The sequence below is a fragment of the Lactococcus muris genome (assembly GCF_042849115.1).
Lineage (GTDB): Bacteria > Bacillota > Bacilli > Lactobacillales > Streptococcaceae > Lactococcus > Lactococcus muris.
On the sequence record NZ_BAAFQO010000001.1, the window covers coordinates 154,910 to 177,935 of the forward strand.

General features: G+C 40.0%; 27 protein-coding genes. 2 read left to right on the forward strand and 25 right to left on the reverse strand.

The window, feature by feature from the left end; translation table 11 throughout:
- Nucleotides 1-2: 2 nt before the first annotated feature.
- The 25 genes from ACGHCK_RS00655 to ACGHCK_RS00775 form a co-directional block, all read right to left on the reverse strand.
- On the reverse strand, nt 3-2,633 hold the full coding sequence (locus ACGHCK_RS00655) for a phage tail protein (protein ID WP_271328025.1): 2,631 nt from the start codon (nt 2,631-2,633) through the stop codon (nt 3-5).
- Nucleotides 2,633-4,159: a distal tail protein Dit gene (locus ACGHCK_RS00660; protein WP_271328026.1), complete on the reverse strand. Its 1,527-nt coding sequence runs from the start codon at nt 4,157-4,159 to the stop codon at nt 2,633-2,635. Before ACGHCK_RS00660 ends, ACGHCK_RS00655 begins: the two co-directional genes overlap by 1 nt.
- Nucleotides 4,156-7,746, reverse strand: coding sequence for a tape measure protein (locus ACGHCK_RS00665; protein ID WP_271328027.1), 3,591 nt, complete (start codon nt 7,744-7,746; stop codon nt 4,156-4,158). Before ACGHCK_RS00665 ends, ACGHCK_RS00660 begins: the two co-directional genes overlap by 4 nt.
- Nucleotides 7,747-7,766: 20 nt before the next feature.
- Nucleotides 7,767-8,366 (reverse strand): Gp15 family bacteriophage protein, encoded by a 600-nt coding sequence (locus tag ACGHCK_RS00670; protein WP_271328028.1) that lies wholly within the window; start codon nt 8,364-8,366, stop codon nt 7,767-7,769.
- A gap of 1 nt (nt 8,367) precedes the next feature.
- Entirely contained in the window at nt 8,368-8,727 is a 360-nt protein-coding gene (locus ACGHCK_RS00675; RefSeq protein ID WP_271328029.1) for a hypothetical protein, read from the reverse strand.
- A gap of 69 nt (nt 8,728-8,796) precedes the next feature.
- A complete protein-coding gene (locus ACGHCK_RS00680) occupies nt 8,797-9,252 on the reverse strand; it encodes a phage tail tube protein (RefSeq protein WP_271328030.1) in 456 nt (151 codons plus the stop codon).
- Nucleotides 9,253-9,651 (reverse strand): minor capsid protein, encoded by a 399-nt coding sequence (locus ACGHCK_RS00685; protein WP_271328031.1) that lies wholly within the window; start codon nt 9,649-9,651, stop codon nt 9,253-9,255.
- Nucleotides 9,648-10,010 carry a minor capsid protein gene (locus tag ACGHCK_RS00690; protein ID WP_271328032.1) on the reverse strand — a complete coding sequence of 121 codons (363 nt, stop codon included), beginning with the start codon at nt 10,008-10,010 and terminating at the stop codon, nt 9,648-9,650. Before ACGHCK_RS00690 ends, ACGHCK_RS00685 begins: the two co-directional genes overlap by 4 nt.
- On the reverse strand, nt 10,010-10,351 hold the full coding sequence (locus ACGHCK_RS00695; RefSeq protein WP_394304430.1) for a putative minor capsid protein: 342 nt from the start codon (nt 10,349-10,351) through the stop codon (nt 10,010-10,012). The genes ACGHCK_RS00690 and ACGHCK_RS00695 overlap by 1 nt, the downstream gene beginning before the upstream one ends.
- Nucleotides 10,338-10,730, reverse strand: coding sequence for a hypothetical protein (locus tag ACGHCK_RS00700; RefSeq protein ID WP_271328034.1), 393 nt, complete (start codon nt 10,728-10,730; stop codon nt 10,338-10,340). The genes ACGHCK_RS00695 and ACGHCK_RS00700 overlap by 14 nt, the downstream gene beginning before the upstream one ends.
- A gap of 30 nt (nt 10,731-10,760) precedes the next feature.
- Complete coding sequence (locus tag ACGHCK_RS00705) at nt 10,761-10,937, reverse strand: hypothetical protein (protein WP_394304431.1); 177 nt, start codon at nt 10,935-10,937, stop codon at nt 10,761-10,763.
- Nucleotides 10,912-11,109 carry a Rho termination factor N-terminal domain-containing protein gene (locus tag ACGHCK_RS00710; RefSeq protein WP_271328035.1) on the reverse strand — a complete coding sequence of 66 codons (198 nt, stop codon included), beginning with the start codon at nt 11,107-11,109 and terminating at the stop codon, nt 10,912-10,914. The genes ACGHCK_RS00705 and ACGHCK_RS00710 overlap by 26 nt, the downstream gene beginning before the upstream one ends.
- Nucleotides 11,109-11,954: a N4-gp56 family major capsid protein gene (locus ACGHCK_RS00715; protein WP_271328036.1), complete on the reverse strand. Its 846-nt coding sequence runs from the start codon at nt 11,952-11,954 to the stop codon at nt 11,109-11,111. The genes ACGHCK_RS00710 and ACGHCK_RS00715 overlap by 1 nt, the downstream gene beginning before the upstream one ends.
- A gap of 4 nt (nt 11,955-11,958) precedes the next feature.
- Complete coding sequence (locus ACGHCK_RS00720; protein WP_271328037.1) at nt 11,959-12,579, reverse strand: phage scaffolding protein; 621 nt, start codon at nt 12,577-12,579, stop codon at nt 11,959-11,961.
- A gap of 142 nt (nt 12,580-12,721) precedes the next feature.
- Entirely contained in the window at nt 12,722-12,907 is a 186-nt protein-coding gene (locus tag ACGHCK_RS00725) for a hypothetical protein (protein ID WP_271328038.1), read from the reverse strand.
- Between the two features lie 7 nt (nt 12,908-12,914).
- Complete coding sequence (locus tag ACGHCK_RS00730) at nt 12,915-14,699, reverse strand: phage minor capsid protein (RefSeq protein ID WP_271328039.1); 1,785 nt, start codon at nt 14,697-14,699, stop codon at nt 12,915-12,917.
- Nucleotides 14,700-14,703: 4 nt separating this feature from the next.
- A complete protein-coding gene (locus ACGHCK_RS00735; protein WP_394304432.1) occupies nt 14,704-16,215 on the reverse strand; it encodes a phage portal protein in 1,512 nt (503 codons plus the stop codon).
- A gap of 10 nt (nt 16,216-16,225) precedes the next feature.
- Nucleotides 16,226-17,524 (reverse strand): PBSX family phage terminase large subunit, encoded by a 1,299-nt coding sequence (locus ACGHCK_RS00740; RefSeq protein WP_271328040.1) that lies wholly within the window; start codon nt 17,522-17,524, stop codon nt 16,226-16,228.
- Nucleotides 17,493-17,990 carry a terminase small subunit gene (locus tag ACGHCK_RS00745; RefSeq protein ID WP_271328041.1) on the reverse strand — a complete coding sequence of 166 codons (498 nt, stop codon included), beginning with the start codon at nt 17,988-17,990 and terminating at the stop codon, nt 17,493-17,495. Before ACGHCK_RS00745 ends, ACGHCK_RS00740 begins: the two co-directional genes overlap by 32 nt.
- Before the next feature lie 161 nt (nt 17,991-18,151).
- On the reverse strand, nt 18,152-18,574 hold the full coding sequence (locus ACGHCK_RS00750) for a RinA family protein (protein ID WP_271328042.1): 423 nt from the start codon (nt 18,572-18,574) through the stop codon (nt 18,152-18,154).
- A 185-nt stretch (nt 18,575-18,759) separates the two neighbouring features.
- Nucleotides 18,760-19,038: a DUF5052 family protein gene (locus ACGHCK_RS00755; RefSeq protein WP_271328043.1), complete on the reverse strand. Its 279-nt coding sequence runs from the start codon at nt 19,036-19,038 to the stop codon at nt 18,760-18,762.
- Nucleotides 19,039-19,070: 32 nt separating this feature from the next.
- Nucleotides 19,071-19,250 (reverse strand): hypothetical protein, encoded by a 180-nt coding sequence (locus tag ACGHCK_RS00760; RefSeq protein ID WP_271328044.1) that lies wholly within the window; start codon nt 19,248-19,250, stop codon nt 19,071-19,073.
- Nucleotides 19,250-19,606 carry a DUF1064 domain-containing protein gene (locus ACGHCK_RS00765; protein WP_271328045.1) on the reverse strand — a complete coding sequence of 119 codons (357 nt, stop codon included), beginning with the start codon at nt 19,604-19,606 and terminating at the stop codon, nt 19,250-19,252. Before ACGHCK_RS00765 ends, ACGHCK_RS00760 begins: the two co-directional genes overlap by 1 nt.
- Nucleotides 19,596-19,820, reverse strand: coding sequence for a hypothetical protein (locus ACGHCK_RS00770; RefSeq protein ID WP_202229939.1), 225 nt, complete (start codon nt 19,818-19,820; stop codon nt 19,596-19,598). Before ACGHCK_RS00770 ends, ACGHCK_RS00765 begins: the two co-directional genes overlap by 11 nt.
- 320 nt (nt 19,821-20,140) lie before the next feature.
- A complete protein-coding gene (locus ACGHCK_RS00775) occupies nt 20,141-22,438 on the reverse strand; it encodes an AAA family ATPase (protein ID WP_271328046.1) in 2,298 nt (765 codons plus the stop codon).
- 98 nt (nt 22,439-22,536) lie between these two features.
- Here ACGHCK_RS00775 and relB point away from each other — a divergent pair, with 98 nt between their 5' ends.
- Together relB and ACGHCK_RS00785 are read left to right on the forward strand one after the other, a co-directional pair.
- A complete protein-coding gene (gene relB / locus ACGHCK_RS00780; RefSeq protein WP_271328047.1) occupies nt 22,537-22,770 on the forward strand; it encodes a type II toxin-antitoxin system RelB family antitoxin in 234 nt (77 codons plus the stop codon).
- Nucleotides 22,748-23,023 (forward strand): type II toxin-antitoxin system RelE family toxin, encoded by a 276-nt coding sequence (locus tag ACGHCK_RS00785; protein WP_394304433.1) that lies wholly within the window; start codon nt 22,748-22,750, stop codon nt 23,021-23,023. Before relB ends, ACGHCK_RS00785 begins: the two co-directional genes overlap by 23 nt.
- Nucleotides 23,024-23,026: the final 3 nt, after the last annotated feature.

Genomic DNA, 23,026 nt, shown 5'->3' on the forward strand with positions numbered 1-23,026 from the left:
CTCTAGTCCACCGGATAACTCATTGAAAATTGGGCATACACATTATTTTGCGCCGCATCTGAGGTAACTTTTAAATCTCCATTTGTCTCAATCGCAACACTCATTAATCGTTTACCACCTTGAGGATTCATTCCCGCCCCCCAAGTGGCCGGTGGCCTGAATCCCTCTGGAAGTTTCCCCATGGTTCTTGATTTGTTATCTGGAAAATTTCCCCAATTTCCTGATCCAGTGATATAAACCACACCGTTTTTTCGTTGATAGGAAACTCTTGCGCTGACTACCCCGCTCAGTGGTAAATTGAGGGCTTTTGTATCTGAAGAAAACTTTAACTCCTTTGAATTTAACAAAACATACTCATCCCTCCCTTTAGTAATAACCAATTGATTATTGTTAAAGGAAGCGCCACTGTGTCCGCCTTCACCGTCTTGTACATTTAATGTCACACCATTCCCAGGTGACAAAAGCAATCTCGAATTATTAGCTGGATTTTCATCTGTTTCAAAGTGAATAGAAATCGTTGAATTACCAATAGTCAAGGCTCCTTTGTACTTATGTCCATCTCCTGCGTCAATGACAAAGGGATTGGTTATACTTCCAGCTTCGACATCACCTAGAACGGAATTAACGGCTGCTAAGTTTTCGATTGTTGCTGAATCAATTTTTGCAAAATCAATAGCCGCATTTCCAATCATGGCATTGGTAATCCAAGCATTGACAGCTTGAAGATTCGCAGGATTCAAGAACCATATTTGCCACGCACTTCCATTCCAAACATAGGTCATGTTAGGCTGTACAGTAATCCCAGTCACTTTAAGAGGTACATCTCCCGTATATTGCCAAAGCATAGACTTGAAACGCTCTGTAGGTTCAGTGCTTTGTTGGACAACTTTACCAGGTTCTCCAGCATCACCTTTTTCTCCATTATTTCCATCTTTAGAAATATACGTAACAGAATAGCCCCTTTCAGAAGAATCATCCGTATAAGTCCAAACTGTCTTTGTCCACAAATATTTCCCTTTGATTAGGCTGGGCACAGAACTCGTCCAACCATCAGTGGGAGCTGTTGTACCTCTTGTGGAAAGAGAGTAAGTAATATCTGTTGTTTTGATTCCTATGCCATCTCTACCATCATTCACATTAGTAATTGTCACAGATGCTCCCCCAACAACAGCACCATTGATTCGTGCTTCATAAGAATAAACTGCTTTTTCTGGTACGCTTGCTGCAGTTACTCTTATTGTTTGCGTTTCTGCCATTGATACACCATCTTTAAACCATGAGTAGCTGTCTGCTATAGTTTCAACTGTATTTCTTCCCTTGAAAATATGCGCAGATAAATCCGTTGAACCTGTACCATTCTTAAATTGAATCCCATGAGTAGCCCTTATCTCTGAGCGATAAGGGGCGTTTTGTTCAAGGATTGATTGCATACGGTCAAGGAGGTCATCAGAAACTTCGCTTTTCAACTTGACATAATTTGAGAAACTGATTTTATTCTGAGTTGGATTTGTAAAGCTAATTTCCAGTTCAGACACTCGAGCCGACAAGAACAATCCCGTATCCCCGTTTGAATCCATGAAATTCATATCCTGAATGCGAACAGTATCCCCAATATGAAGCGGTGTTCCATCTCCCATATCTGAAACAGTGACACTACTTGTCGCCAGCACCTCATACTCAACTAATGGATAAGCATTTTTTCTAAGTTCACTCAGTGCATAACCCCACATAGCTTCTACTGATGTGTACTCCGTTTCTTTGTTTTTGTTAGTGTAGATGTCGCCTCTTGTGGATTGAATTTGAGAAGGAAACATTTGAGCAGAGAGCGGCGCTTTCGCATAGCTTTCTCCAGCACGTTTGTAAAATTCTTCTACGCCTTCCGCGTTCTTAACAGACCAAGCTTTATTTTTCCAACTCAGACCATTTTTCCCCGTTACAAAAAGCGAATTAAAGATTTGAGATTTATCAACTTTTCTCGAAACTCCTTTGACGTTTTCTTCAAAAATTAAGATAACATCATTCCGGTTTTGGCCAACCCCTTGAACATTCCCTCCGTCATTTTTCTTGTAAATGTTAAGAGTAATATTATCAAGCGTACCATCATGTTTTAATTTTGTTATAAATTCAAATTCTGCATCAAAATTTTGAATCACAGAAATCAAGCGAGAAAGCTTTGTATCTTCTGAGTCGTACTTTATAACTCGCCTATAGTCTGATACTTCATTTTTTCCCAATTTAATTTGAGCGAAATTAATCAGTCCCATCTTGTCAAAATACCATTGGATATCATGACTGGTTGAATTCTCCAGTTTCTTGACTTCTTCATTACGCATTTCAAGATTAAGCGTCAAGCAATTAAAAGTAATCTCATCGTCGTCTTCTTCTACAATAACTGAGTCAAAAAGAAAGTCTTCTCCCTCATATTGAAAACTAAAATAGGCATGCTCATTCAAATACTTTACGTAATCCTGTAATACTCCATTTTTACGTTTGTTAACCGTAAAATCAAAAGTAGAAGCTCCTTGTGCGAGATAACGATGAAACTTGTCATTCTTAAAATCTGGAGTATGCAAATTTTCGTTACTCAAAAAGCCTACACGTCGCAAAGTTTGATCATGAATGCTTATAAGCATTATAAGTACCTCTCTTTCCAGCTCACCTCAATATCAGGCGGGGTTTTTGTCCATGGCGAACAGACTAAGTCCAATTTTTGTTTTTTGCCTGGTGGAATCGCAAAGAAATTTGAACCTGTAATAAAATCAGAGTTCGCTTCAATATCATTAACGAAGATTTTAGATTTAGCCATATCCACAGTTACTTTATCTCCAGGCTGATATTTATTTAAAATATCAACGGGGAACTCATTGTTCAAATTCATGACTTTAAAGGACCTTAGACTTGTATCTTTGACCATTTGATAATTATGGCGCTTTGCCAAAACAACATAAACATAGGCGAGTTTTGTGGAAGCTGGACCATTATTCATAAGATAAGTCTCTGCAGCCCCTTTCCAATAAAAGGAGATTTTATTCCCTTGTTTAATAATCGCTTGCCCGCCCCTACTAGGTCCAAAAAGAGGAGAACCTTTTATATCTGCTTTCCCTGTCGTGGCTGAGAAAGTATGGCTCTTAAAGTGTTTCAGCCTTCTGTCGCCACCAATGAGCCAAAAATTTAAAGTGGCATTTTCTCCAGTCCCCCCTTTATAAACCTCAAAGCAAGCCAGCGGTTGCTTGTTTTCATCCGCAAAATAGACTTGAAGTCTGCCACATTGTACAAGTCTTTCTTGAATGAAGAGAGTATTAAATTGTGCATGCCAGTCTTTGACATAATTCCCCGCTTCATCCTTTGGAACTTCGTATCTAAGGACACCACCGTTCCACAAATTAGTATTGACCATCTTTTTAATCCTGATGCCATCTTTCTCCCAGCCGATGATGCTGTTCAAAGGAATACCTTCAAGATTTGTTGGCCACGAAGTCGGCCAGCTTGTATCTGGTAAAAAGTTCGCTTCAAAATCTGCCTGTGTTCTCATATCACAGACCAATTTTTGATTTTTGGCTGTACCAGTGTCTGCCTCATCTGGATTACCAATTTCAAGTACTCCGTTTTCTCCAACCAATGCCAAAAAACCAGTTTCTGATGTCGGGGTAATATTAATTGTGGGGTGGATAGGTAGAGTTCCATTATTGTTGATTTCAACTGTTACACTGCCATCGGAATTGTGAGTAATTGTTCCAGTATCCCTGCCAGAGTTGATAGTATTCAGCACCTTGGTGTCAATGGATTCTGCATAACCAGAGGGAACAAGGAAGGTAATCGTTCCTGTTGCAAATAACTTTGATTTATTCTCAACTAAATTTACCTCTCCACTTCTAATCGCATTGTAAAATAAATTGGGCTCATCAGAAAATATGAGTTTTTGAGGAACAACACTATTTGTCAGGTCAGCCAATACTCGTCTAGCTGTAGAAATATCATCAAAGGTCCTAAACTCAATCTCAATAGTTGATTGCGTTCTTCGAGAGCGTATGAAGTCTGCTCCACCAGAAATTTTATCCTCCGTAATATTTTCTATTCCTGCTCCTAAGTTTCTCTTGACATCAATAACACGCATGTGCTCCGTTAAAACATTGTCTGCAAAATTTATAGAAAATGTCATATTGTTCCTCCCCAAATTATTTTTTGAATCTTTGTCAAATTATTTTGTGCTTCTTGGTTCGCTTTTGCAGTAGCTCTCGCTAATTCCCTATCATTAATAACTAGAACCGCATCTTGCTCGCTTAAAGCTTTAACAGCAGCTAATGCCTGCCTTGCAATCGCTACTGCATCTGATTCATTTGGCTTAGAATCTAATTGACGTTGAATATTTGAACCGATAGAATCTAATTGCCTTATAGCGAGTTGGTGAGAAATACTCACATTAGAAAGTCCTAGAAGTTCCTCAACTCCAAATCTAAAAGCAGACATCTCCCTTTGCACATAAGCCAAACTATCTGTCACATCAGAAGCATTTTCTTCAATTCCTACCGCAATCCCCTGTGCAATGAAACGTCCTACCTCATCTCTGAACAAACGAGAAGGGGAATGAATTTTAGCTTTAGCTTGAGCAGCACGCTCTGCCTGCACAACAAGCGCGTTAGCAGCGGCTGTCACTTCGCCAAGTGCAGAATACATACCTTGAGCTAAACCTTGACCAATCATAGCTCCTACACTACGCATAACAGCAGCTCCTGACATACCCGTAGAACGGATGGCGTTTACCATTATGGACATTGCAGCCCTTGCTGAACCAATACCGCCACGGATACCATTAGTAATTCCGTTTGATACGCCTTTACCAGCTTGTCGTCCTGCTTGTGTCATTTGGCTTGCGGACTGCCTTAGCACAGAAACCAGCTGTTGCATGCTAGAACGCATGATTGAGACCACTTGCGTCATGGCAGAGCGTACAGCAGATTTAAGCCGGCTCATTGCTGAGGTTGCAGCACTTGATATATTAGCAAAGCCTGAGGCAACTATTGGCGCTGATGTAGCTAATTGCATGATTGAGGCTCTTGCTGTCATTGCTGAGGCGGGAATAGCCGTAAATCGACCAGGTAACGAACCAAGTACGCCACCGAGAGCACCAATCACAGCAGATACCGCTGAAAATCCCGCCGCCATTGCATCAGCTCCAGCTCGTGCCATCGTCGTTGAGGCTGCCAAAGCTGTAACACTACTTTGTAGAATAGAAAGACTGATTGTTGAGCCGGCTAATCCCACAAAAGAAGTAAGAACAGCACTGGCAAAGCTTGTCATAGCAGAGCCAGCCATAGACATCACGCTTGGCAATGTACCAATACTTGAGTTAAGCGTGCTAAAGACACTAGGTAGCGACTGCATTGCTACGCTTGCTAGTTGTGCCGATGAAGCAATAAGCATCAACCCAGTTCCTGCCTGTTGCAACCCTGGACCCGCTGAGGCGATACCTGATCCAGCGATAGCTGCTAAGCCACTTGCAACGGACGCCAATGTACCAACAAGATCTCCCAGATTCAAGTCTACTAGCATTTTGACACCTTGAGCCATAAGTTTGGCACCTTCACCAGCGTTTTTAGCCGCTGAGCCCATGTTTTCAAAAATGCCAGCCACTCCATCTAACACACTGCGGATAGCAGAGCCAAAGCCCTCAACAACACCTTTAGCGCTATCAAGAATATTGCTGATTTGCTCTCCCAGTGTCTTGAATAACTGGGTGATCGAGTCAATAATTGGGCTAATTTGACTAATCAGATGATCAAAAGCACTCACAATTCCTTCAAGAACTGGAGCAACAGCTTGAGCCATTTCAGAAATAGCTGGAATAAAAGGAGCTAAGGCCTGAATGATTTGAACAATGGCATCTGAAACAATTTGAACCACTTGGACAAAAACATTTCCAATAATTGCCACAAGGGGACTAATTGCCGTAGCAATTTGGAATATTCCTGAGCTTATTGCCACTATAACCTGACTTAGCGCATTCCCTAGAGCGGTTATCACAGGCGCAAGACCATTAAATGAACTGATAATCATGCTAATTGCAGCACCTGCCGCCATAATCACAGGAGATAGCATAGCAAAGGCTGAGGCTATAGTTGGTAGTACAGGGGCTACAATAACAAGGGCACTAGCCAAGCCTTGGAGTGCCAAGTTAAGGATTGCGCCTATGGCCGTTCCAACGCTGACAATGACACTACCTACACCTTGGAGGATTGTAGCTATACCTTGCCCTTGCATACCCATTAAGGCAAAGGCTGCACCAAGCGCCAAGATAGGAATCGCTAAAGAGGCAATAGTTGTAGGGTTGACCATAGCCAGACCCTGACCTATACCACGAAAAGCAGCACCCACACCCTGACCAATTCCTCTAGCAGCTACTGCCACGCTCTGACCAAGACTGCGGATAACTGAGACAATGCTTTTGCTGGCTCTTCTAACAACTGACGTAGCACCACTAATCCCACTTGTCGCATTCTTTTTGAACAGGCTGAATGGGTTGAATGATTTCAGGAAATTAAAAGCCTTGAAACCAGCCACAAGAGCAGCTAAACCGCCCACTATTGCCTGAATTGCTCCAGCAGGTAATGAGCTAATAAAGTTAGCCGCTATAGTTGCAGCTTGCGAAAGCCACTTGACCACGTTGCCTAGGACGCTAGCTAGGATGTTTAGCACGCTTGAGGCAGTTAGGCTATTCCAAACATGATCGATGGCCCCAGCGATACTCTGAATAGCTCCGATAAAGGCAGATACTGCCCCTGTGTTGGAAAAGGCAGTCCAAAAGTTCTTAACCTTTGCCACTAGATTTGAAATAGTACCGCTAACTTTTGCTACAATCCCCTCAATATTGATACCATCAAGGAATTTACCTAGACCGTCAGCCATTCCGCCAAAATCTATACTTTCCAAAGCGTCTGATACGGCATTGACGGCTTCAATCCCAAACTTATTAAGACGTTCAAAAGCTGGCATAAGCTTATTGGCAAGACCTTCCTTTGCACCATCTATAGCTTGGTCTACAGTCTTAAACTCTGTGGCCATCTTTTGGAAAGCATCAGAATTCCCTGCTTTGTTCATAGCGTCAAAGAAAGCTTCTGTGTTGACTTTACCGTCTTGGACAGCTGCGACCAATTCTGCGGTTGACATGCCCATCTCTTTTGCTACGGCTGCCATTCCAGCTGGAGCTTGTTCCATCATGATCTTAAAGTCCATCCAAGCAACCTTGGGCTTGGAAGCCATTTGAGTTGCTTGCATAGATAAAGATTTCATAGCCTGAGCAGGATTCTCTGCAGAAGCAGCAAGACCACCGAAAGCTTTTACTAAGCTACCTACATTTTTTGTTCCAACCGCATCAAGTTGAGCGTAAGTGCTAGCCATGTCTGAGGCTGAGTAGATGGTCTTAGTCGCAAAATCCTGCATTTCAGTTTTTGCGGATTTGATTACTTCAGGAGAGCGCCCAAAGGCTTGTAAGTTACCCTCAAAGGTCTTCCATGCCTTTTGAGAGCTATTCAATTCCCCAGCCATTTCACGGATACCGCCAGTTATAGAACCAATCCCAGTGGAGATTGCTCCACTAATAAGATTAGCTCCTAGAACGGACTTAAAAACAGACCCAACTTTTGAGCCTGCATTCTCTAGCCCACCAAGCAAGTTTTTTAATTTGCTTACACCAGATTGAGCATGAGAGCCATCCATATCAACCTTGATTGTTACTGAACCATCTGCCATTTCGACTCTCCCTTCTTTGATTAGTAGTCAAATTCTTTAGGTAGTGCATACTCTTTCTTCAGCCGCTTCATTCTTTCTTTGTACTTCGTACTATCACCTTTCTGTGGCTTGTAAGAGCGTATTTTAAGCACTTCAACAAACTTAGTATCACTAGGTAGCCCATTGAGTAGGGCATTGAACTTTTTCCAATGCAAGGCGTTCTGAGCATCAATCAAATCAATGCCGTAAGCTTGCATGAATGAGGAGTAAATATACTCAGCGTCATACTTCAAGCTAAAGAGTCTCTCTCCGTCCTCTGATTGACTTTTAGAGCGTATTTTGCTCTTAATTGGATTGCCTGCCAGATCTAACACCGGAGCACTGTCTTTAGCTGGAATAATTCTGATGTGTTCCTCAAAAATCAGCTTAAAAATTGCTATTGCCTGTTCAGGGGTTAAAGCCTCTGTAAAATCAACATCAGTAAGTATCTGGATAGCTAGATAAGGCTTGTAGATGTCATCAAATTCATCATCATTGATAAGTTCCATAACTTTCAAGACCTTGTTAAAAGCTATATTCATTGGGTACACCTCATCACCAAGGACTAACTCATCTGTCAATTTCCTTGATAAATCCAGCATACTAATCACCTAAATACTTTTTAAGAGCGTCTCCGTTGTTACGTCGCTCCCACTCGCCTACAACTCCTGAAATAGTTTCAAGCAAGTAAACCATTGTATCTACGGTAGACTCGCCAGAGTAAACATATACCTTGTTGTAGGTATCTTCGTCAAATAGACCCACCCATGACTCTTTAACCATGGCTTGTAAAGCGTCAAAGGCCTTTCCGTCTTCTGTATCTGCCACTTTTTGCCCCTCTTTTTGAAGCTTTTTGCCGACTTCCTGCATGTTAAGGATATTCTTGTCATTGGCTACAAATTCAAGTGTAAATCCATCAAATTCTACAGGAATAACATTGCTACGCTTTTTAATTACTACCATTGTGTCTTCTCCTACTCATAAAAAATAAAAAAGGGGTGCTAGTTCATGCACTCCCTATAACAAATAAAACTAGTCGCTAACTACAGCAGACTGTTTAGGTACAGTATTCCAGCTGATGGTACAGCTAAATCCTTCATATTCGGCAGCCTCACCACCACCAATCTTGATATCAGATACAGTAGCTGGTGCTACATATTGCGTCTTACCATCAGGGTCTATCACTTTGAACCAGACTTTACGTTGATCACCCGTTGAAAAGCGCATGTCTGCAATAATCTTCTGCGCTTCATCTTCCTTAATATAGTCTCCTTCAAAACTATAACCATATTTCACAGAGGTAATTACCGTCTCAGGTGTTCCATCGCCGTTATAGTAAGCAACATCATCAGATTCTTCGTCATTTTCAACCTCAGCAGTTGTAACACCATCTGCCAGCCATTTCCAATCGTTCTCTAATGGACTTGTGCTGTCATCTGTCCAAGGAGCTACATAATGTTTGCGTTTTGCATTTTTTTGTTTAGGCATTTAAATTCCTCCATTTATTTCTAATTTTGCCGTAACATCCAACATATAAACATAAAAACCTTGTTCATCACGATCATTAAGAAAAGGCTGTGATACTTCAAGGCTTCTGAATTGATATGAGTGATTTGAACTAGGTAACTCAAGGTTAAAGTCAGCTAGAGCGTAGTTGATGGCCCACAGGATAGAACTTGTCTTTTTGTGGTCAGCCGTTTTGATGGCCACCTCATAGACTAAGCTAATATCCTGCTTGCCATTCATATACTCTTTTTCAACCTTGCCACCAGGTAAAGGATAAAGGACTAAACCTTCAGTCTCTGACAGGTAATCTAATCTACAAGTCAGAGGGAGGCCTAGTGTATTGATGAAATCTCTAAGAACTTCTGAAAAATCATTATTCATTTTTTTACTCCCAGTGCTTTCATTCCAACTTTCTCCCAATCTTTCGCATGTAAGCTCTTGGCTTTCAGATCCCAACGCTTACCTGTTCCAGGAGTCGTATAGCGTTTGAAAGTAAAACGACGTTTTTTATTATAGCTCGAGCCATAAAATTGTGCCCTTGCATACAGAGCAGTATAGATGACACCGACCTTATTTGCATAGCCACTTCCCCTTAAATCTCCACTCCTAAATGGAACAAAGGGCCTCATGTCCATTAACATCTGATTCGCAATAGCCAATCGCCCCCGAGCGAGAGCGGTAGGAGAAACTTTTTTCTCAATATTTTTAATGTCAACTTTAACAGATACTTTTGTCCCCATTAGACACACTCCACTTCATAGCAAAATATTTTCGACCTATTCGGATAAGCTACTGGAACAAGGGAAACCACTCTATAATCACGCTTACCATCATTCACAATGGCATTGAGATATGTCTCATCAAGTACCACAGGGCAATGCTTAGGATATACAAATAATATACTAGGATTGGACTCTTTGCGGTTGTTCTGGCTGCCTTGTACTTGATACTGCCTATCAAATCGAACAGGACTAAGCGTAACTGGGCTCTCTAGCATTGCTTTACCCCATCCATCTTTTTCTCCCGTAGCTTTCTGAATAGTTACTGTGTCAACCAATAACCGCTTATCAATGTCTATCATAACTTACCCCTCTGTAGCCAAATCCTGCCCCTTTCAGAGCATTTAAAGCGTCAAGTGATAAATTATACCTCGCACTTTCCAAAAAGGGCTGTGAGGTATCCTTGTACCTCACAGAGGTACGTCCAAGCGACACACTGTCTACTGATTGTTTATCATCAGCCGTCATGATGCCGCTAGCATCCAAATATGACACTTGAAACGCCGTAGCCAATTTGATTGCTTGCTTTCTTGGAGGAAGTTCTGCTTCAAAAGTTGAGAAATCATAAAAGTTTCCAAGAAATTGTTGGAGAATAAGCTCTGCTCGCTTGACTAATTTTTCAAAATCATCCACTTCATCAAAACCCAAGTCTTCAAATTCTTCTTCCGTTAAATAAGTCATGATAAGAACCTCCAATATAAAAGGCAATATTCAGTTATTCGCCTTTTTTTCCTCAACTAACACCAAAAAAGGAGCAAGTGTTGGATGAGACTTGGCTCCTCGTTTATTGATTTTGTCTGCCGATGTTTTCGATATTTCTACAACAGTATTTTTGTCATACTGTGTTTTGTCAATAACAAAATTACTCGTCACTTTGTACTTGGCCATTTAACACCTCTAAGAGTTCTGTTTTTAGCAATTTTGATGCATTATCAATCCCCTTTGACTTAGCTAACTCACGCAATTCTGGAACTGTTTTAGAATTTATATCTTCAACAGTATCTTCTTGTGATTCACTACCAGTGAGACTTGCGTAATGCCGGCGCATGAGCATACCCATTACGCACCTCCAAACTTGACAACTTTGCTGTCATCATAGAGGTAAACACCGTAGTATTCGTCACCTGAGTAGACTGTAGTCTTCTTCAAAATATCACGGTCATTTTCAACCATCACATCACGTTTCATATTGATAACGAATGCACCATATTTAGCATTGTCGTCAGTATCAGTCTCAAGAGCTGAAATTTTAACCAGAAAACCTTTTCCTTCCTCTACTTTCTTAGTACGGACGATTTGCACACCTGATACTTCTCCGAAAGTTCCAGAAACTATGACATTGGCTCCAATTTCTGAACCACGTAGCCAATTTTGCCCAGCATCCGCACGTAATTTGATTGCATCCTTAGGGTTAATCATAGCAACATAGCGTGCATCGTCTTCGTCATCAAAAACTTCAAGGGCTTTGTCAATGTTTGCGACAGACACTGGAGCTTCTGTAATATTTTGAGTAGCTGTTTTCGCTACTTCAACAATATCGTTATCTACCTTATTAGCAATAGCCAACGCGATTTGATTAGTTGCTTCATCATGAATATCACCATGACCAACAAGAGCAGCTTTATCTGTGATTTCGATTGCTTTACCTGCTTGCTTGATTTTCATCTTTGTTTCTTTAGTTCCAAGTTGATCAATTGGTATTGCTTGGCCTTCTTGGATTTCAGTAGCATCCCCTGAATAAGTCCATTGTGGAACTGTAAGCTCATCCCCTGGACGTCCAACTAAAGTTTGTTCAACCACCGCTAATGGTGTAAATTTGATAAGTTTAGGCAATTTTGCTGATATCATGTCAGCCATAACTTGTGGGTTAATTACCTGTTGTGTTGTAGTTATACCGTTTGACATATGTTTATCCTCTCAATTGTTGATATAGTTCTGGATTTTCCTCGAATAATTCGTTACGCTCTTGGATACCCATTTTTGCAAAATCCTCCTTAGTAAGTTCATTGGCTCCTGCGGAAGGATTTCCAGCTACGCTGATTTTAGGTTTTGGCACTGTTTCTTCTTGCTGTTTGAATAAATAAGGACTTGATTCTTTGAGTGATTTAATGGTATCGTCAAGCTTTGGCTTACCATCTTCACCTAATTCAATCTTGTCCACATCAATGAGCTTCATCAAGTCATCCGAATTGTAAGCTCCCACATCTTTCAAAGCAAGGGCTACAGCGTTAGTTTTTTGAACTTGAGCAAGCTGTGCCTCACTATCAGTCTTATACTGGTCAAATTGGGCTTGTAAGTCTGCCAGCTGCTGCTTGCTTTCTTCACTCGCTCCCTCTTTTTCCTGCAAATCCTTGATAGCTTGGTTTTGTTGCTCAAGTTGTTGTCGCAAACTGTCGTTTTCTGCTTGTAGTTCTGACTTAGCCTGTGATTTAGCATTTTCTACCCCTGCACCGTACGCTTGCATGATATTATCAATCACTGCTTTGTCTTCAATACCTGCTTCCATTAACATTTCACGTTTAAGACTCATGCCTTACTCCTTTGTTTTACGCCACGAGGGGCAAAATTAATACAGTTTTACGCCATGCTTAGGGCAAGAAAAAAGACCAGAAAACCAGTCTTCATTTTGAGTATAAGAAAAGCACCTAGATTGAACTAAGCGCTTAATTTTTTTACAAAGCTAAACCACGTTTTTTGAGTTCTGCCATGACGGCCTCCTCATCTTCCGGAGAAACCCAAGTAAATCGCAAACGAGCTAGCTCCTCATTAGTCATTTCAGATGGAACTAAAGGAGGAGATTTTTTTAGATTGAGACTATCCAGCCATGTTAGAGCTTTATTGTATCCTTCTTCACCCATGACACACCTACTTTCTCAAGGTCATTTCAATTATCAGACCATTTTCTTTCTCTTTCAACCCGATTATATCATATTTTGCATCCCTAGGGATAATGATTTCACTCTCACCGTCATTGTCCGTAAAGTAAATCTCACTTCCTTTGGGTATATTGATAATGGTCTTGATTGGTCTATCTTTGAAAAAGTTGTATTTCGGAATATAACTTGTAGATGTAAATCCACTATTTTGAAATGATAACTTACCTGAGTTAAAGTCAGAAATAGGATTATCTTGGTCAGTCAGTCTATCTCTGTTGTATTCTAAAATAGATTTAAAATACTCAACATTATCAAACCGATTAACCTTTATATTCTTTAAAGCTCTATTCTTCTCAATAACACCGTCAAGAGTATCAACAATATTCTTGTACTCCGAAGGAATTGAGTTCTTATCTCTTAAATACTTGTTGATAGCAAAACTATGAGGTGTGCCAATATAACCCAATCCATGAGGGTTCTCATCAGCATAGATAACCTTACGCTCAAGTTTAGTGATTTTACCTCCAGCCTTTTTGAAACTCGCAATCTCATTTTCTTTGATGTAATGATGCTCAGCCAGTTTCTTTCGGAGTTTTATCTCTTTTTTAGCTTGATAAAAAGGATCACTATAGTATTTCTCCCTGGCATAATCACGGTGTAGGAATGGATGCTGTTTGAGATAATCTCTCATAGCTCCTTGCTGGACTCGTACCTTATTCTTATACCTGTCTATCAGCTCTTGGTCTCCTAATTTCTTCGCCACATGCAGAAACTCCTTAGACTGTCTGATAGAGCGTTCTAGTGCTCTCTGTTTGGCCTGTACATTGGCATTTGCTATAGCTTGTTCAGGCGTTACGTCTTTGACATCATCACCGAGCTTAGGCTTGTAGTTAGCACCGACTACAAATGGCGTGATTTCATGCATGCAGTTAATCCCCAAACAACCACCAGCTGTACCATAACCATAGTCTGAAAGAGATAGAATCCGCTCTCCTTTTTCAACTCGAGCAAGTCCTGTTGTGACTATTCTATGCTGCAGTGGAGCACACATCTCTCTTGCGGTAGCTTTCTTAGAATAGTAATAGGTGTCTATCCCTAATTCTTCAGCTGGGGCCATTCTGACCTCACGATAAACTCGCCAAGTAGTGGACTTAATGACTTGTCTGGCATAGGTATCGGCTCTCCAGTGTTTACCTTGACTGTCTGTAAAACCATAAAATCCCTTTTTAGCCCATCTCATGACTGTATCTGAGATAGCCTTATCTGATGTAGCAAGACCGGTAACAACTTTTGCTGTAGTTTCCTCAATGATAGATTGATAGGTCTTTCTCACACTCTTTGGGAGAGTCGTGTTAATAAGATTATCAATATCTCCCATTGTCTGATTGACATAAGCTGCTAGACTATTCTGGATAAGTGAGTTGCTAACAATATTATCACTACCCATAGCTTCTAAAAGCTGCTGTTTAGTATCCTTGTAGATTTTGTAACCCTCATTTTGGATAACATGCCTAAGCTGCGTCTTAGCAATTCCTGAACGCTCTGAAATCAAGTTGAGGTTTTCCTCGTTGAGTAGCCCCATGTCATTCATTTTCTCAAGTTGCCAAATATAAGGGTTATCATCAAGACTGACAGAACCACGTTCTTTGATACGGTCTATAACTTGGTCAAACAAGTCAAGAGTAAGCTGATGATAGATGTCTGCAACCTGACTAGCATCAAGCATTAGCTGTTCATCATTTAGCTTGATTTGTTTCTTCTTATCATCAGCCATCTAATCACTCTCCATACACTCCTACATCATCAAGGCCGCGCTCTTCATTTGCCTCGTCAACGTTATTACCGCTGATTTCAGCTTTGATTTCCTTAGCTTTCTCTGGTGTAACGTTGAGAACTTTCTCAATAGCCATAACATCCGTACCAAAGCCAGCATTAACCACTTTTATCCAGTAATCAAGCTCCACATTTCGATCAGTAAAAACTCCATCATCAAGATTGATACTGATTGTCGTCATATCTGGAATATCTCCACCGTACAGGTCATAAGCTTTTGCCAATTCAAGCATAGAAACAATCAATTCTTTTAATGATTGTTCTACTAGGCTAACTATACTGTTACGCATTTGATAGGTGTCTGAGTTCTCTGAAACAATTTCAGTAGCTGTCTTCATACTCTTACCGTCAAAAGTAAACATACCGGCTGAAACCCCAATTTGCATTTCAAAAAGAGAGAGTCCCTTGTTAATTGCTCGGATATAGTCCTCTGAACGAATGGGTGTCGTAAGGTCTGTTATACCTATCCCTTTGTCTATATCCCCCGAGTCAAATTGCTCATAGACATTATGGCCTGCCTCAAACTCACGAGTAACGACAATTTTCTCACCTTCCTCGTTGTATTCGGTCTTTATCATTTGAGTAGGTACAGCCACCCTGCGCTGTCCCATCTTGACCTCCCACATGAACTCATCATAAGTGGTATTCAAAAAATCAATCGTTGTCTTGGCATTGTCAAAAATAGATAAACCTAAAGGACTGTTAATGTCCTTATTATTCATTCCTGGAGTTTTCAAATAGGTAAAGAGAGGGCGACTAAGATTTTTCGGCTCCGCAACTTCTTCAAGTCCTTCATACACTTCTGATAAAGGAACTCTTGAACCCACAATATTCTGATTGTCAGACTTATATAACTCATTTGTAATGGTGTACTTGCCATCTTTTGCCCACTCATGCAATTCAATCAGCGTGTAGTATTTCTGAGCGTTTCCTACTGATTTTATAGTTTTTGTCACAATAGCAGCACTTGAAATATCTTGTGTGTTAGATTGAAGAGGGAAAAATACAGGAGCTTGAATAAAGGCTACTCTGACTTGTTCACCATCAATATAAGGCCGCATAGCTAAACCTCCAAGGGCTAAACAGCTCTCAAGGTAACGTTCAAAATTCTTGATAAAGCGGTCATTTTGAAGTTGTGACTGAATAAACTCATCTGCTTTAGAATCATTGACTTTGATTTCTGCCTGCTCATTAAACACAAGACTCGCAATTTTTTTCGCTGCTGTTCTACCTATAGGCAAATGATTAAAAGCACGTATCTTATAATCTCCGTTACTGTCTTTGTACTTAATCGGATCATATCGTCCTGCAAAATACTTGAGATTTTCGTTGATACGATCATACTCTGTACGAGAGACTGCTATTTTGGGATGATCAGTAATGTTAGTTAAGTTTTGTGTCGTCATCACATACTTGCTCCTTGTAAAGAATTTCTTGATAGTTTGTACAATTCCCATTCTTACTCCTTTAGGCTTTCAAATCGAGTGCTCTAGCGTTATCTAAAACAAAATATTTGAACTCATCTACAGTGTGATCTTCCTCCTTGATGACTTTAGGGTCATCTGTGTGGAGCGTTTTTTCATCATATCTGTACATCCTGTGCTCTTCTATAAAAATTTTGTTTTGAGGTATATCCAGATAATAAAAACGCCCCTCAGCAAGAAGACTAATGACCATATCAATCATGGTCTGGTTTTTCTTCTTAGCTACTGGATGCCATCTCTCACCGTAGTCTCTAAAGTATTGATTTCTCAAAGCCCCTTCAGCACTATCAATAGTCATCTTAAGCTTTGGAACTCTATAGTGTTTCAATACTTGGTCAATGAAATCATGAATCATTACTGAAAGTTCACTTGGAGCTTTTTTTATTGTCTTTCCTGCTGGGCTGTAGTAGAACGTATCAAGTAAAATGACCTTGCCTTTAGCTGTAAGTCCATAAGCTCCACATGCAGTCGCAGACTGTTGGTGTCCTGTATCTAGGGCAAATGATATACCGATAAGCCTATCGTCCTCAGGGAGGCTCTCAAGCGGCTTAAAGTAGTTCATGTTGTAGACATGATTACCAAGCCCTATGACCTCGCCTAGGTACATCCAGCGGTAATAGTCAGGGGCTGTTTCCTTGTATCGTTCTATCTTTTCCTTCATCTGACTAGACAAAAAACCTAACTTGTCATCAAGATAGGTACTATGGTGTATAAGGTAAGTGGGGTCACTTGCTTTTTCTGCAATCCATTCATTTATCCAATCATAAGGATTTCGAGGAGGATTATATGAAAAGTAAACATTGACCTCTTTACCGTCTGGCAGTTCTTGGCGGATAAAGGTATCTTCAACTATATCAATATCCTCACGTCCTGCAAACTCTGCAAGCTCCTCAAACCACACAGACATAACATAGCCTTTGGCTATCTTCTGTGATTTGAGTTTCATAGGATCGTCTACTCCATAAAAATAAAAGGCTGTACCTGTCTTCTTATGAATAATCTGTAGGGGAGATTTTAGAAACTTGAACTGACGAGCCAATCCCATTTCATAAATTGCCCACCTTATCTGTTCATACACAGACATTCTGAGGTACTTTCCTACTTTACGTAAGACGACCACGTTCCCAAGAGAATCACTGATAAAGTCATTCACTAAGTCGATAGATATGACAGAGGACTTTGTGGAAGCACGCCCTCCTTTCAACACAATATGGCTCTTAGGTGTATAAAGCACTTCATCAAATACTGGATTAATCAGCTTTGCGAGATTCAGTATCGCCATTGTACTCACTCCTATCAAAAATATAGCCTGTGATTTGTTCATCATCTTCGGAGTCTTGTTCGATTTTGGCTTTGTTAGCTTCAATATCCGCACGCAGCTTTTCATCGAGAAGTTCAAGATCACGCCAAGCCATATTATTCATACCATCTAAAGCAGAAATGAAAGCATTTGAATTAGCTTGTCTAACACCATCTTTCTCAATGCTCTCTCTTGCCTTATTTTTCAACCATTCAAACTCGTTGAAAGCCTGTTCTCTAGACCAGAGAGACATGTTTGAGAACTGCTTGAGTAACTCGCGATACCTTATACTAACCTTATACTCTTTTAAAAGTTTACTTGCTCGTACATCTACAGTCTCATCGCTCATCTTTTCAGCCTTATAGGCCCTCCTATAGGCTTGTCTTTGAGATAGTCCTGAGATTATCCCTTGGACAAACATTTCTTGTTTCGGGGTCAATTTAACCACTCATGGACTACCTCCTTTCCGAAAATAGCAAAAAAGCCACTCAATGAGTGACCTTTAATATTGTTCATGATACAAGTATATCACTGAAAACAAGGGTGGAAGTTCTTTTTTTATTCCATTTCGTACCAATTTTAGGTCTTTTTTTGTCTGTTTTATCCCTTTCAAATTAAGTGAGAGATATGAGAATAAATATCCTTTCTAAATCGATAATAAGCAGACTTAGCTTTTTTCTGAGTAATTTCTATACCTGTGGCATCTAGTTCTTGCATGACTTGATACCAATATCTTCCACTATAGCCTTCGCATTTTAGTTTAATAACTTCTCTCTCACTATCTACTAGGGGAAGGTACCAGATATCTAGTAATCTTACCAATTCACGTAACCTGATTAATTCCTCATCATTTTCCATTGCCTCTTTATTTAGGACATTACTTTCTGGCTCAGAACCGCCAGAATAAGCTGTGCGTATTCCTAGATTATCTACTTTTTGTCGATAGAGATATCTGCTTTCAATCGACTTTATCTTGGCATCCAGTCGGCCATTTACATAATCTCCGATAACTCTATCCAACTTATCCGCCATTAAAACCACCTCCTTTGTGCTATAATTTAAGGTAGTTCAGCATATGCTTAAGCCCGTCGTCAGCGGGCTTTTTATCGTCTAGAATCCTATAATCCACCCAACAATACGATAGACAACTGCAATAAATATTGCAGCAATTCCGCCTAATAGAATACCTGTGACTATATTCTCAATGATTTTTTTCATTATTTTTCCTCCACAATCACATCCGCATTCTGCACTTGAATGCGTTTGCCATCTAGGTTAATCACCATAGTTCCGTTTGCAGCATCTGAGATACGAACGCTATTGCCTTCGTACTTCTTCAGCACCTCACCTGTCTTGGAGTAAATAGTAACGATTCGAGGTAAACCATTAGTATCACTTTCCCATCCTTTCATGGTATCTTCCCACATCGTACAACCAGACAATGTTAGTAACATAGTTGCTATGATACCTGTGATTGTAATTTTTTTAATATTCATTTTTATTTTCCTTTCAGTTGAGTTTTATATTTTTATTCGCCAAAATCCAGTAGTGTAGCTAATACAACCACTACTGCAACAAGTAACCAACGGAATAAATCTGCACTGTTTATGAACTGGTCTACTATATTACACACGAATATAATGACTATGAAGTTAAAGACTAGCTTTTCCAAAAGTTTCTTTATATCCCCTTTTTTAATTGATTTCATTAAATGACCTCCTCGCGAAAAATTCGTTTTTTTCCAACACGCTTTGCGATTGTAACTTGTACCCCATATCTAGCCGCAAAGAACTTTGCCTTCATTTTAAATTCAGGTAAGATCATCCCTTTTACATCCACGACTTTGATTAGGTTCCCCTCATCATCATAGAACGTAAAATCGGGCTTATAAGAAACTTCTCGATAGGCTTTACCATTCAGGCGGAACTTATCCAAAAGTACAAATTTTTCTTGACGTCGCATATTAGGTACATTCCTGTGTTCTTCATAGTAAATACTTTCTGCCACACTGTCAAAGGTAATACCGTCAACAATAACCTTTTTTGCATTATACTTATGAGCCATTTTTCATTTCCTCCCAAGTATTATCTAGCCAATCCAGCAACATATTTGTTTGAGCCATGACCAGCGGTTGATTATTATATTTTGTCGATAACTCCCCAAGTGACATCACAGCCCAGTTCCAAAATTTATCGTTTCCGAACCCTAATTTTATCGCTTGGGAATTACACTCTAAAATCCAATTTTTTACATCGTTGAAAAATTTTTCATAGTCCAAATTTTCCACCTCAATTCTTAAAAAATTTTTTAATTTTTCTACTTTCCTCCACCCACCCTCGCACGACTCGGTGGGGTGTCATTGACTTGTCAAAATTTGCACCACTCAAGAGCAAATTTGACTTGTCAATACACCTACACCCTCAGGTAATTCTATACGGTAGTATAGAATTCATTGACACCCTTTTTTGACAGTGTCAGACTTGTCAAAATTGACAGGTTTGACAGTGTTTTTTACCTGTCACTTTCAGCTTAATTTGACAGTTTGACAGTGGTATCAATTTAACTAAAAATTGACAGGTTTGACACCCTATATATTTTCTAATTTTCAGAATCGGAACTTTCATTTTTTTCACATTTAGAAACATACCCTTCATCATCAATTTCCAAGGAACCAGAATCTCTTATCCACTGCTTGACAGTATTACGCGACTTGCCAAAGTATGTTTCAAGTTCCCCAATTCTGACCTTTCCTTTTCCCTCCATATCTAAGCTATCCAAAGCAGTGATTACATTTGCCGTATTTTTCTTAATACGTACAGCTTTCTTCTCTTCAGATATCCCAGACTTTCCGCCCTTTCTTGCTCCTCGCTTATAAGGGGGTTCACTTCCAACTGGTTCAAGGTCTTTCAAACTCCCTACTTCATCCACTCTATGCAAAGGGTAGTTGAACCAAAGATTAACAGGCTCAAACTTTGGAAACTCTCGAAGCGTTCCTTCTAGCCGCCAAGCCGTCATGAGCTTTACAACCTTATGAACTCCCTCAAGTTCAAAACTTGATATATTCCATGCCCTATCTTTACCTAGAGCTTTAGTAAGATGTTCACGCATAGCAGAGGGTGATAAAAAATCATCTTGGCCAATCTCACTTAAGTATTCTGGATTTTCATTCCGGATTTTCTCTGCATAAAAGTTTGCGGTCGCACGTCCTTCTTGCATTTTACGAAGATTGTCCGTAACTTCAAGTTCAATCAAATCAAGAATCGCATCTGGATCACGGGCAAAGACTCCAGAGCCCGAACTACGGTCCATTGAAGACTTCCCACCCTGTGCCCCCTTAGAATGGTGATGACAGTAGATAACAGATGTTCCAAGTTCTGCGGCTACCCTGTCAAAGTTATTAGTAAATTTGGCCATTTGTTCCGCATCATTTTCAGAACCAGTTAATACCTTGTAGATAGGGTCAATAATGACCGCATCAAATTTTTCTTTCTGCGCACGCCGAATCAATTTCGGAGTAAGTTTGTCCATGGGAATAGAATGTCCTCGCATATTCCAAACATGAATATTTCTTACATGGTCCGGACGTAATCCCATGGCCTTATAGATGTCCTTAAAACGCTTGTAAGCAGATGGACGATCAAGTTCCATATTGATATAGAGTACTTTCCCCCGCTCACAATTAAAACCAAACCAAGGGAGTCCTTCTGCAATAGCAATACACATTTCCATAAGTGCAAAAGATTTACCAGCTTTAGAGGGTCCAGCAATTAACATCTTATGTCCTCGACGAAGTATATTAGCAATGAGAACCGGCGCAAGTGGTGGATTTTCTTCAAACATTTCGGCGAGGCTTTCAAATTCTGGTAAATCATCATTCAAGTCCTCAATCCATGTTTGCCACTCTTCCCAATCCGCCTTACCAATGTTGGTATCTATAAGAAATTGCTTGTGTTGTCCTCGGATTACCCCAGGCATTCGTGAAAGACGAGAAGGATTCTTATTTTGACTATCAACCTGCAAGCCATTCTTATTACAAATCTTATAAAGATACTCTACACGCTCACGATATTCATTTTTATCTTTGGCATTAATCTTTACAATAGCATGTACTGATTTTCCTCCAGAATAAACAAGTGCTGCAATGGGGAGTTCAAGCTCTCGCATAATTGCATGCTGTTTATCAATGCTCAAATTATCTGATTCAACTAAAGCATATTTAAACTCCGTAACATTTTCATTTTTTACACCTTTCCCATCCAGAGGATTAAAGCGAATCCAAGCACCAGCTTCTGGGTTAGAATCTCCAACTATGAAACCTAGATCACGTTCATTTCTGAATTTTTCTAGCTGGTTGAGCATCTCCTCGGCAGTTCGAGTATAATTTCCTTTACCGCTTACTGAGTATTTTCCATCATCACGTAGCCAAGAATCAACGACATAGCCAATATAATCATCATTCTTGAAAAGAGTCTGAATGTAAGTTTTTAGCTCTTGTATTGGGTTCCAGTGGGTGGGCTCTCTTATTTCCTCTCCCTCTAGCCAAGCTTTGTCGATAAATTTATAATCCTGAGCTGCACTCACTTCATCATCCCAAGAGAGGAATTCGTTCCCGTCATCTCCTGTATAAGCTTGGCGGGGTTTCCAACCACCTTCCTTGGCTTTCATCGTAATAAAAGCCCCTGTTACTGGTGTGCCCTCATTATGGCCAAGAGAATTCCATTTAGCTTCCATTTCGTTCGCATTGTAGCGTGAATCAGATTGAGACCAACTATCCCATACCTCAAAGCTATACCCCTCATATTTTAAGGCCATTCCAACAGATACCCACTCTGTATAGTCAAGTGTGGCTGGTGGAATGAAGTCTAAAAGAGGTATCAAGTCGAATTTTTCATTCATTATTCCATTTTTCCCTTTCTTTATAAAAACTACATTGTAATGCTTTTTGTTGACTACATTGTAATACTATGATATATTAATTATAGGAGGTATCCACTATGACTGTAACTACTATTCGCTTAAACAAAGAAGAAGAAAAGTTCTTCAAAGCTTATGCTGATTTAACCGGTGAAAATATGTCTACACTTTTCAAGAATGCCCTAGCTGAAAAAATCGAGGACTACCTTGACTTACAAGCTGGACTTGAAGCAATGAAAAGCTTATCTGGTGAAACTGTCACCCTTGATGAGATGTTGGAGGAACTTAACATTGGCGAAACTGTATCACGTTGAGTTCGACTTAAAAGCTAAAAAGCAATTTAATAAGCTTGATCATCAGATTCAAAAACAAATTTTATTCTGGCTCAAAAAAAATATCGAGGGAACCGATAATCCAAGAATTCACGGTAAAGCATTGGTAGGAGATAAATCCGGACTATGGCGATACCGTGTTGGAAAATATCGTATTATCTGTAATATTCAAGATGACATTGCTTTGGTTCTTGTAGTTCAATCAGGCAAACGAGAAATCATCTATGATAAGTGAAGC

Excerpts from the sequence above, each read along its gene's own strand:
- ACGHCK_RS00715 (WP_271328036.1), bottom strand. The coding sequence starts at position 11,954 with ATGTCAAACGGTATAACTACAACACAACAGGTAATTAACCCACAAGTT.
- ACGHCK_RS00665 (WP_271328027.1), bottom strand. The coding sequence starts at position 7,746 with ATGGCAGATGGTTCAGTAACAATCAAGGTTGATATGGATGGCTCTCAT.
- ACGHCK_RS00775 (WP_271328046.1), bottom strand. The coding sequence starts at position 22,438 with ATGAATGAAAAATTCGACTTGATACCTCTTTTAGACTTCATTCCACCA.
- ACGHCK_RS00735 (WP_394304432.1), bottom strand. The coding sequence starts at position 16,215 with ATGGGAATTGTACAAACTATCAAGAAATTCTTTACAAGGAGCAAGTAT.
- relB (WP_271328047.1), top strand. The coding sequence starts at position 22,537 with ATGACTGTAACTACTATTCGCTTAAACAAAGAAGAAGAAAAGTTCTTC.
- ACGHCK_RS00690 (WP_271328032.1), bottom strand. The coding sequence starts at position 10,010 with ATGGGGACAAAAGTATCTGTTAAAGTTGACATTAAAAATATTGAGAAA.
- ACGHCK_RS00685 (WP_271328031.1), bottom strand. The coding sequence starts at position 9,651 with ATGAATAATGATTTTTCAGAAGTTCTTAGAGATTTCATCAATACACTA.
- ACGHCK_RS00730 (WP_271328039.1), bottom strand. The coding sequence starts at position 14,699 with ATGGCTGATGATAAGAAGAAACAAATCAAGCTAAATGATGAACAGCTA.
- ACGHCK_RS00765 (WP_271328045.1), bottom strand. The coding sequence starts at position 19,606 with ATGGCTCATAAGTATAATGCAAAAAAGGTTATTGTTGACGGTATTACC.
- ACGHCK_RS00750 (WP_271328042.1), bottom strand. The coding sequence starts at position 18,574 with ATGGCGGATAAGTTGGATAGAGTTATCGGAGATTATGTAAATGGCCGA.
- ACGHCK_RS00670 (WP_271328028.1), bottom strand. The coding sequence starts at position 8,366 with ATGCTGGATTTATCAAGGAAATTGACAGATGAGTTAGTCCTTGGTGAT.
- ACGHCK_RS00720 (WP_271328037.1), bottom strand. The coding sequence starts at position 12,579 with ATGAGTCTTAAACGTGAAATGTTAATGGAAGCAGGTATTGAAGACAAA.
- ACGHCK_RS00725 (WP_271328038.1), bottom strand. The coding sequence starts at position 12,907 with ATGGGTGAAGAAGGATACAATAAAGCTCTAACATGGCTGGATAGTCTC.
- ACGHCK_RS00710 (WP_271328035.1), bottom strand. The coding sequence starts at position 11,109 with ATGGGTATGCTCATGCGCCGGCATTACGCAAGTCTCACTGGTAGTGAA.
- ACGHCK_RS00760 (WP_271328044.1), bottom strand. The coding sequence starts at position 19,250 with ATGAAATCAATTAAAAAAGGGGATATAAAGAAACTTTTGGAAAAGCTA.
- ACGHCK_RS00700 (WP_271328034.1), bottom strand. The coding sequence starts at position 10,730 with ATGACTTATTTAACGGAAGAAGAATTTGAAGACTTGGGTTTTGATGAA.
- ACGHCK_RS00675 (WP_271328029.1), bottom strand. The coding sequence starts at position 8,727 with ATGGTAGTAATTAAAAAGCGTAGCAATGTTATTCCTGTAGAATTTGAT.
- ACGHCK_RS00680 (WP_271328030.1), bottom strand. The coding sequence starts at position 9,252 with ATGCCTAAACAAAAAAATGCAAAACGCAAACATTATGTAGCTCCTTGG.
- ACGHCK_RS00695 (WP_394304430.1), bottom strand. The coding sequence starts at position 10,351 with ATGATAGACATTGATAAGCGGTTATTGGTTGACACAGTAACTATTCAG.
- ACGHCK_RS00655 (WP_271328025.1), bottom strand. The coding sequence starts at position 2,633 with ATGCTTATAAGCATTCATGATCAAACTTTGCGACGTGTAGGCTTTTTG.
- ACGHCK_RS00660 (WP_271328026.1), bottom strand. The coding sequence starts at position 4,159 with ATGACATTTTCTATAAATTTTGCAGACAATGTTTTAACGGAGCACATG.
- ACGHCK_RS00755 (WP_271328043.1), bottom strand. The coding sequence starts at position 19,038 with ATGAATATTAAAAAAATTACAATCACAGGTATCATAGCAACTATGTTA.
- ACGHCK_RS00740 (WP_271328040.1), bottom strand. The coding sequence starts at position 17,524 with ATGGCGATACTGAATCTCGCAAAGCTGATTAATCCAGTATTTGATGAA.
- ACGHCK_RS00705 (WP_394304431.1), bottom strand. The coding sequence starts at position 10,937 with ATGGCCAAGTACAAAGTGACGAGTAATTTTGTTATTGACAAAACACAG.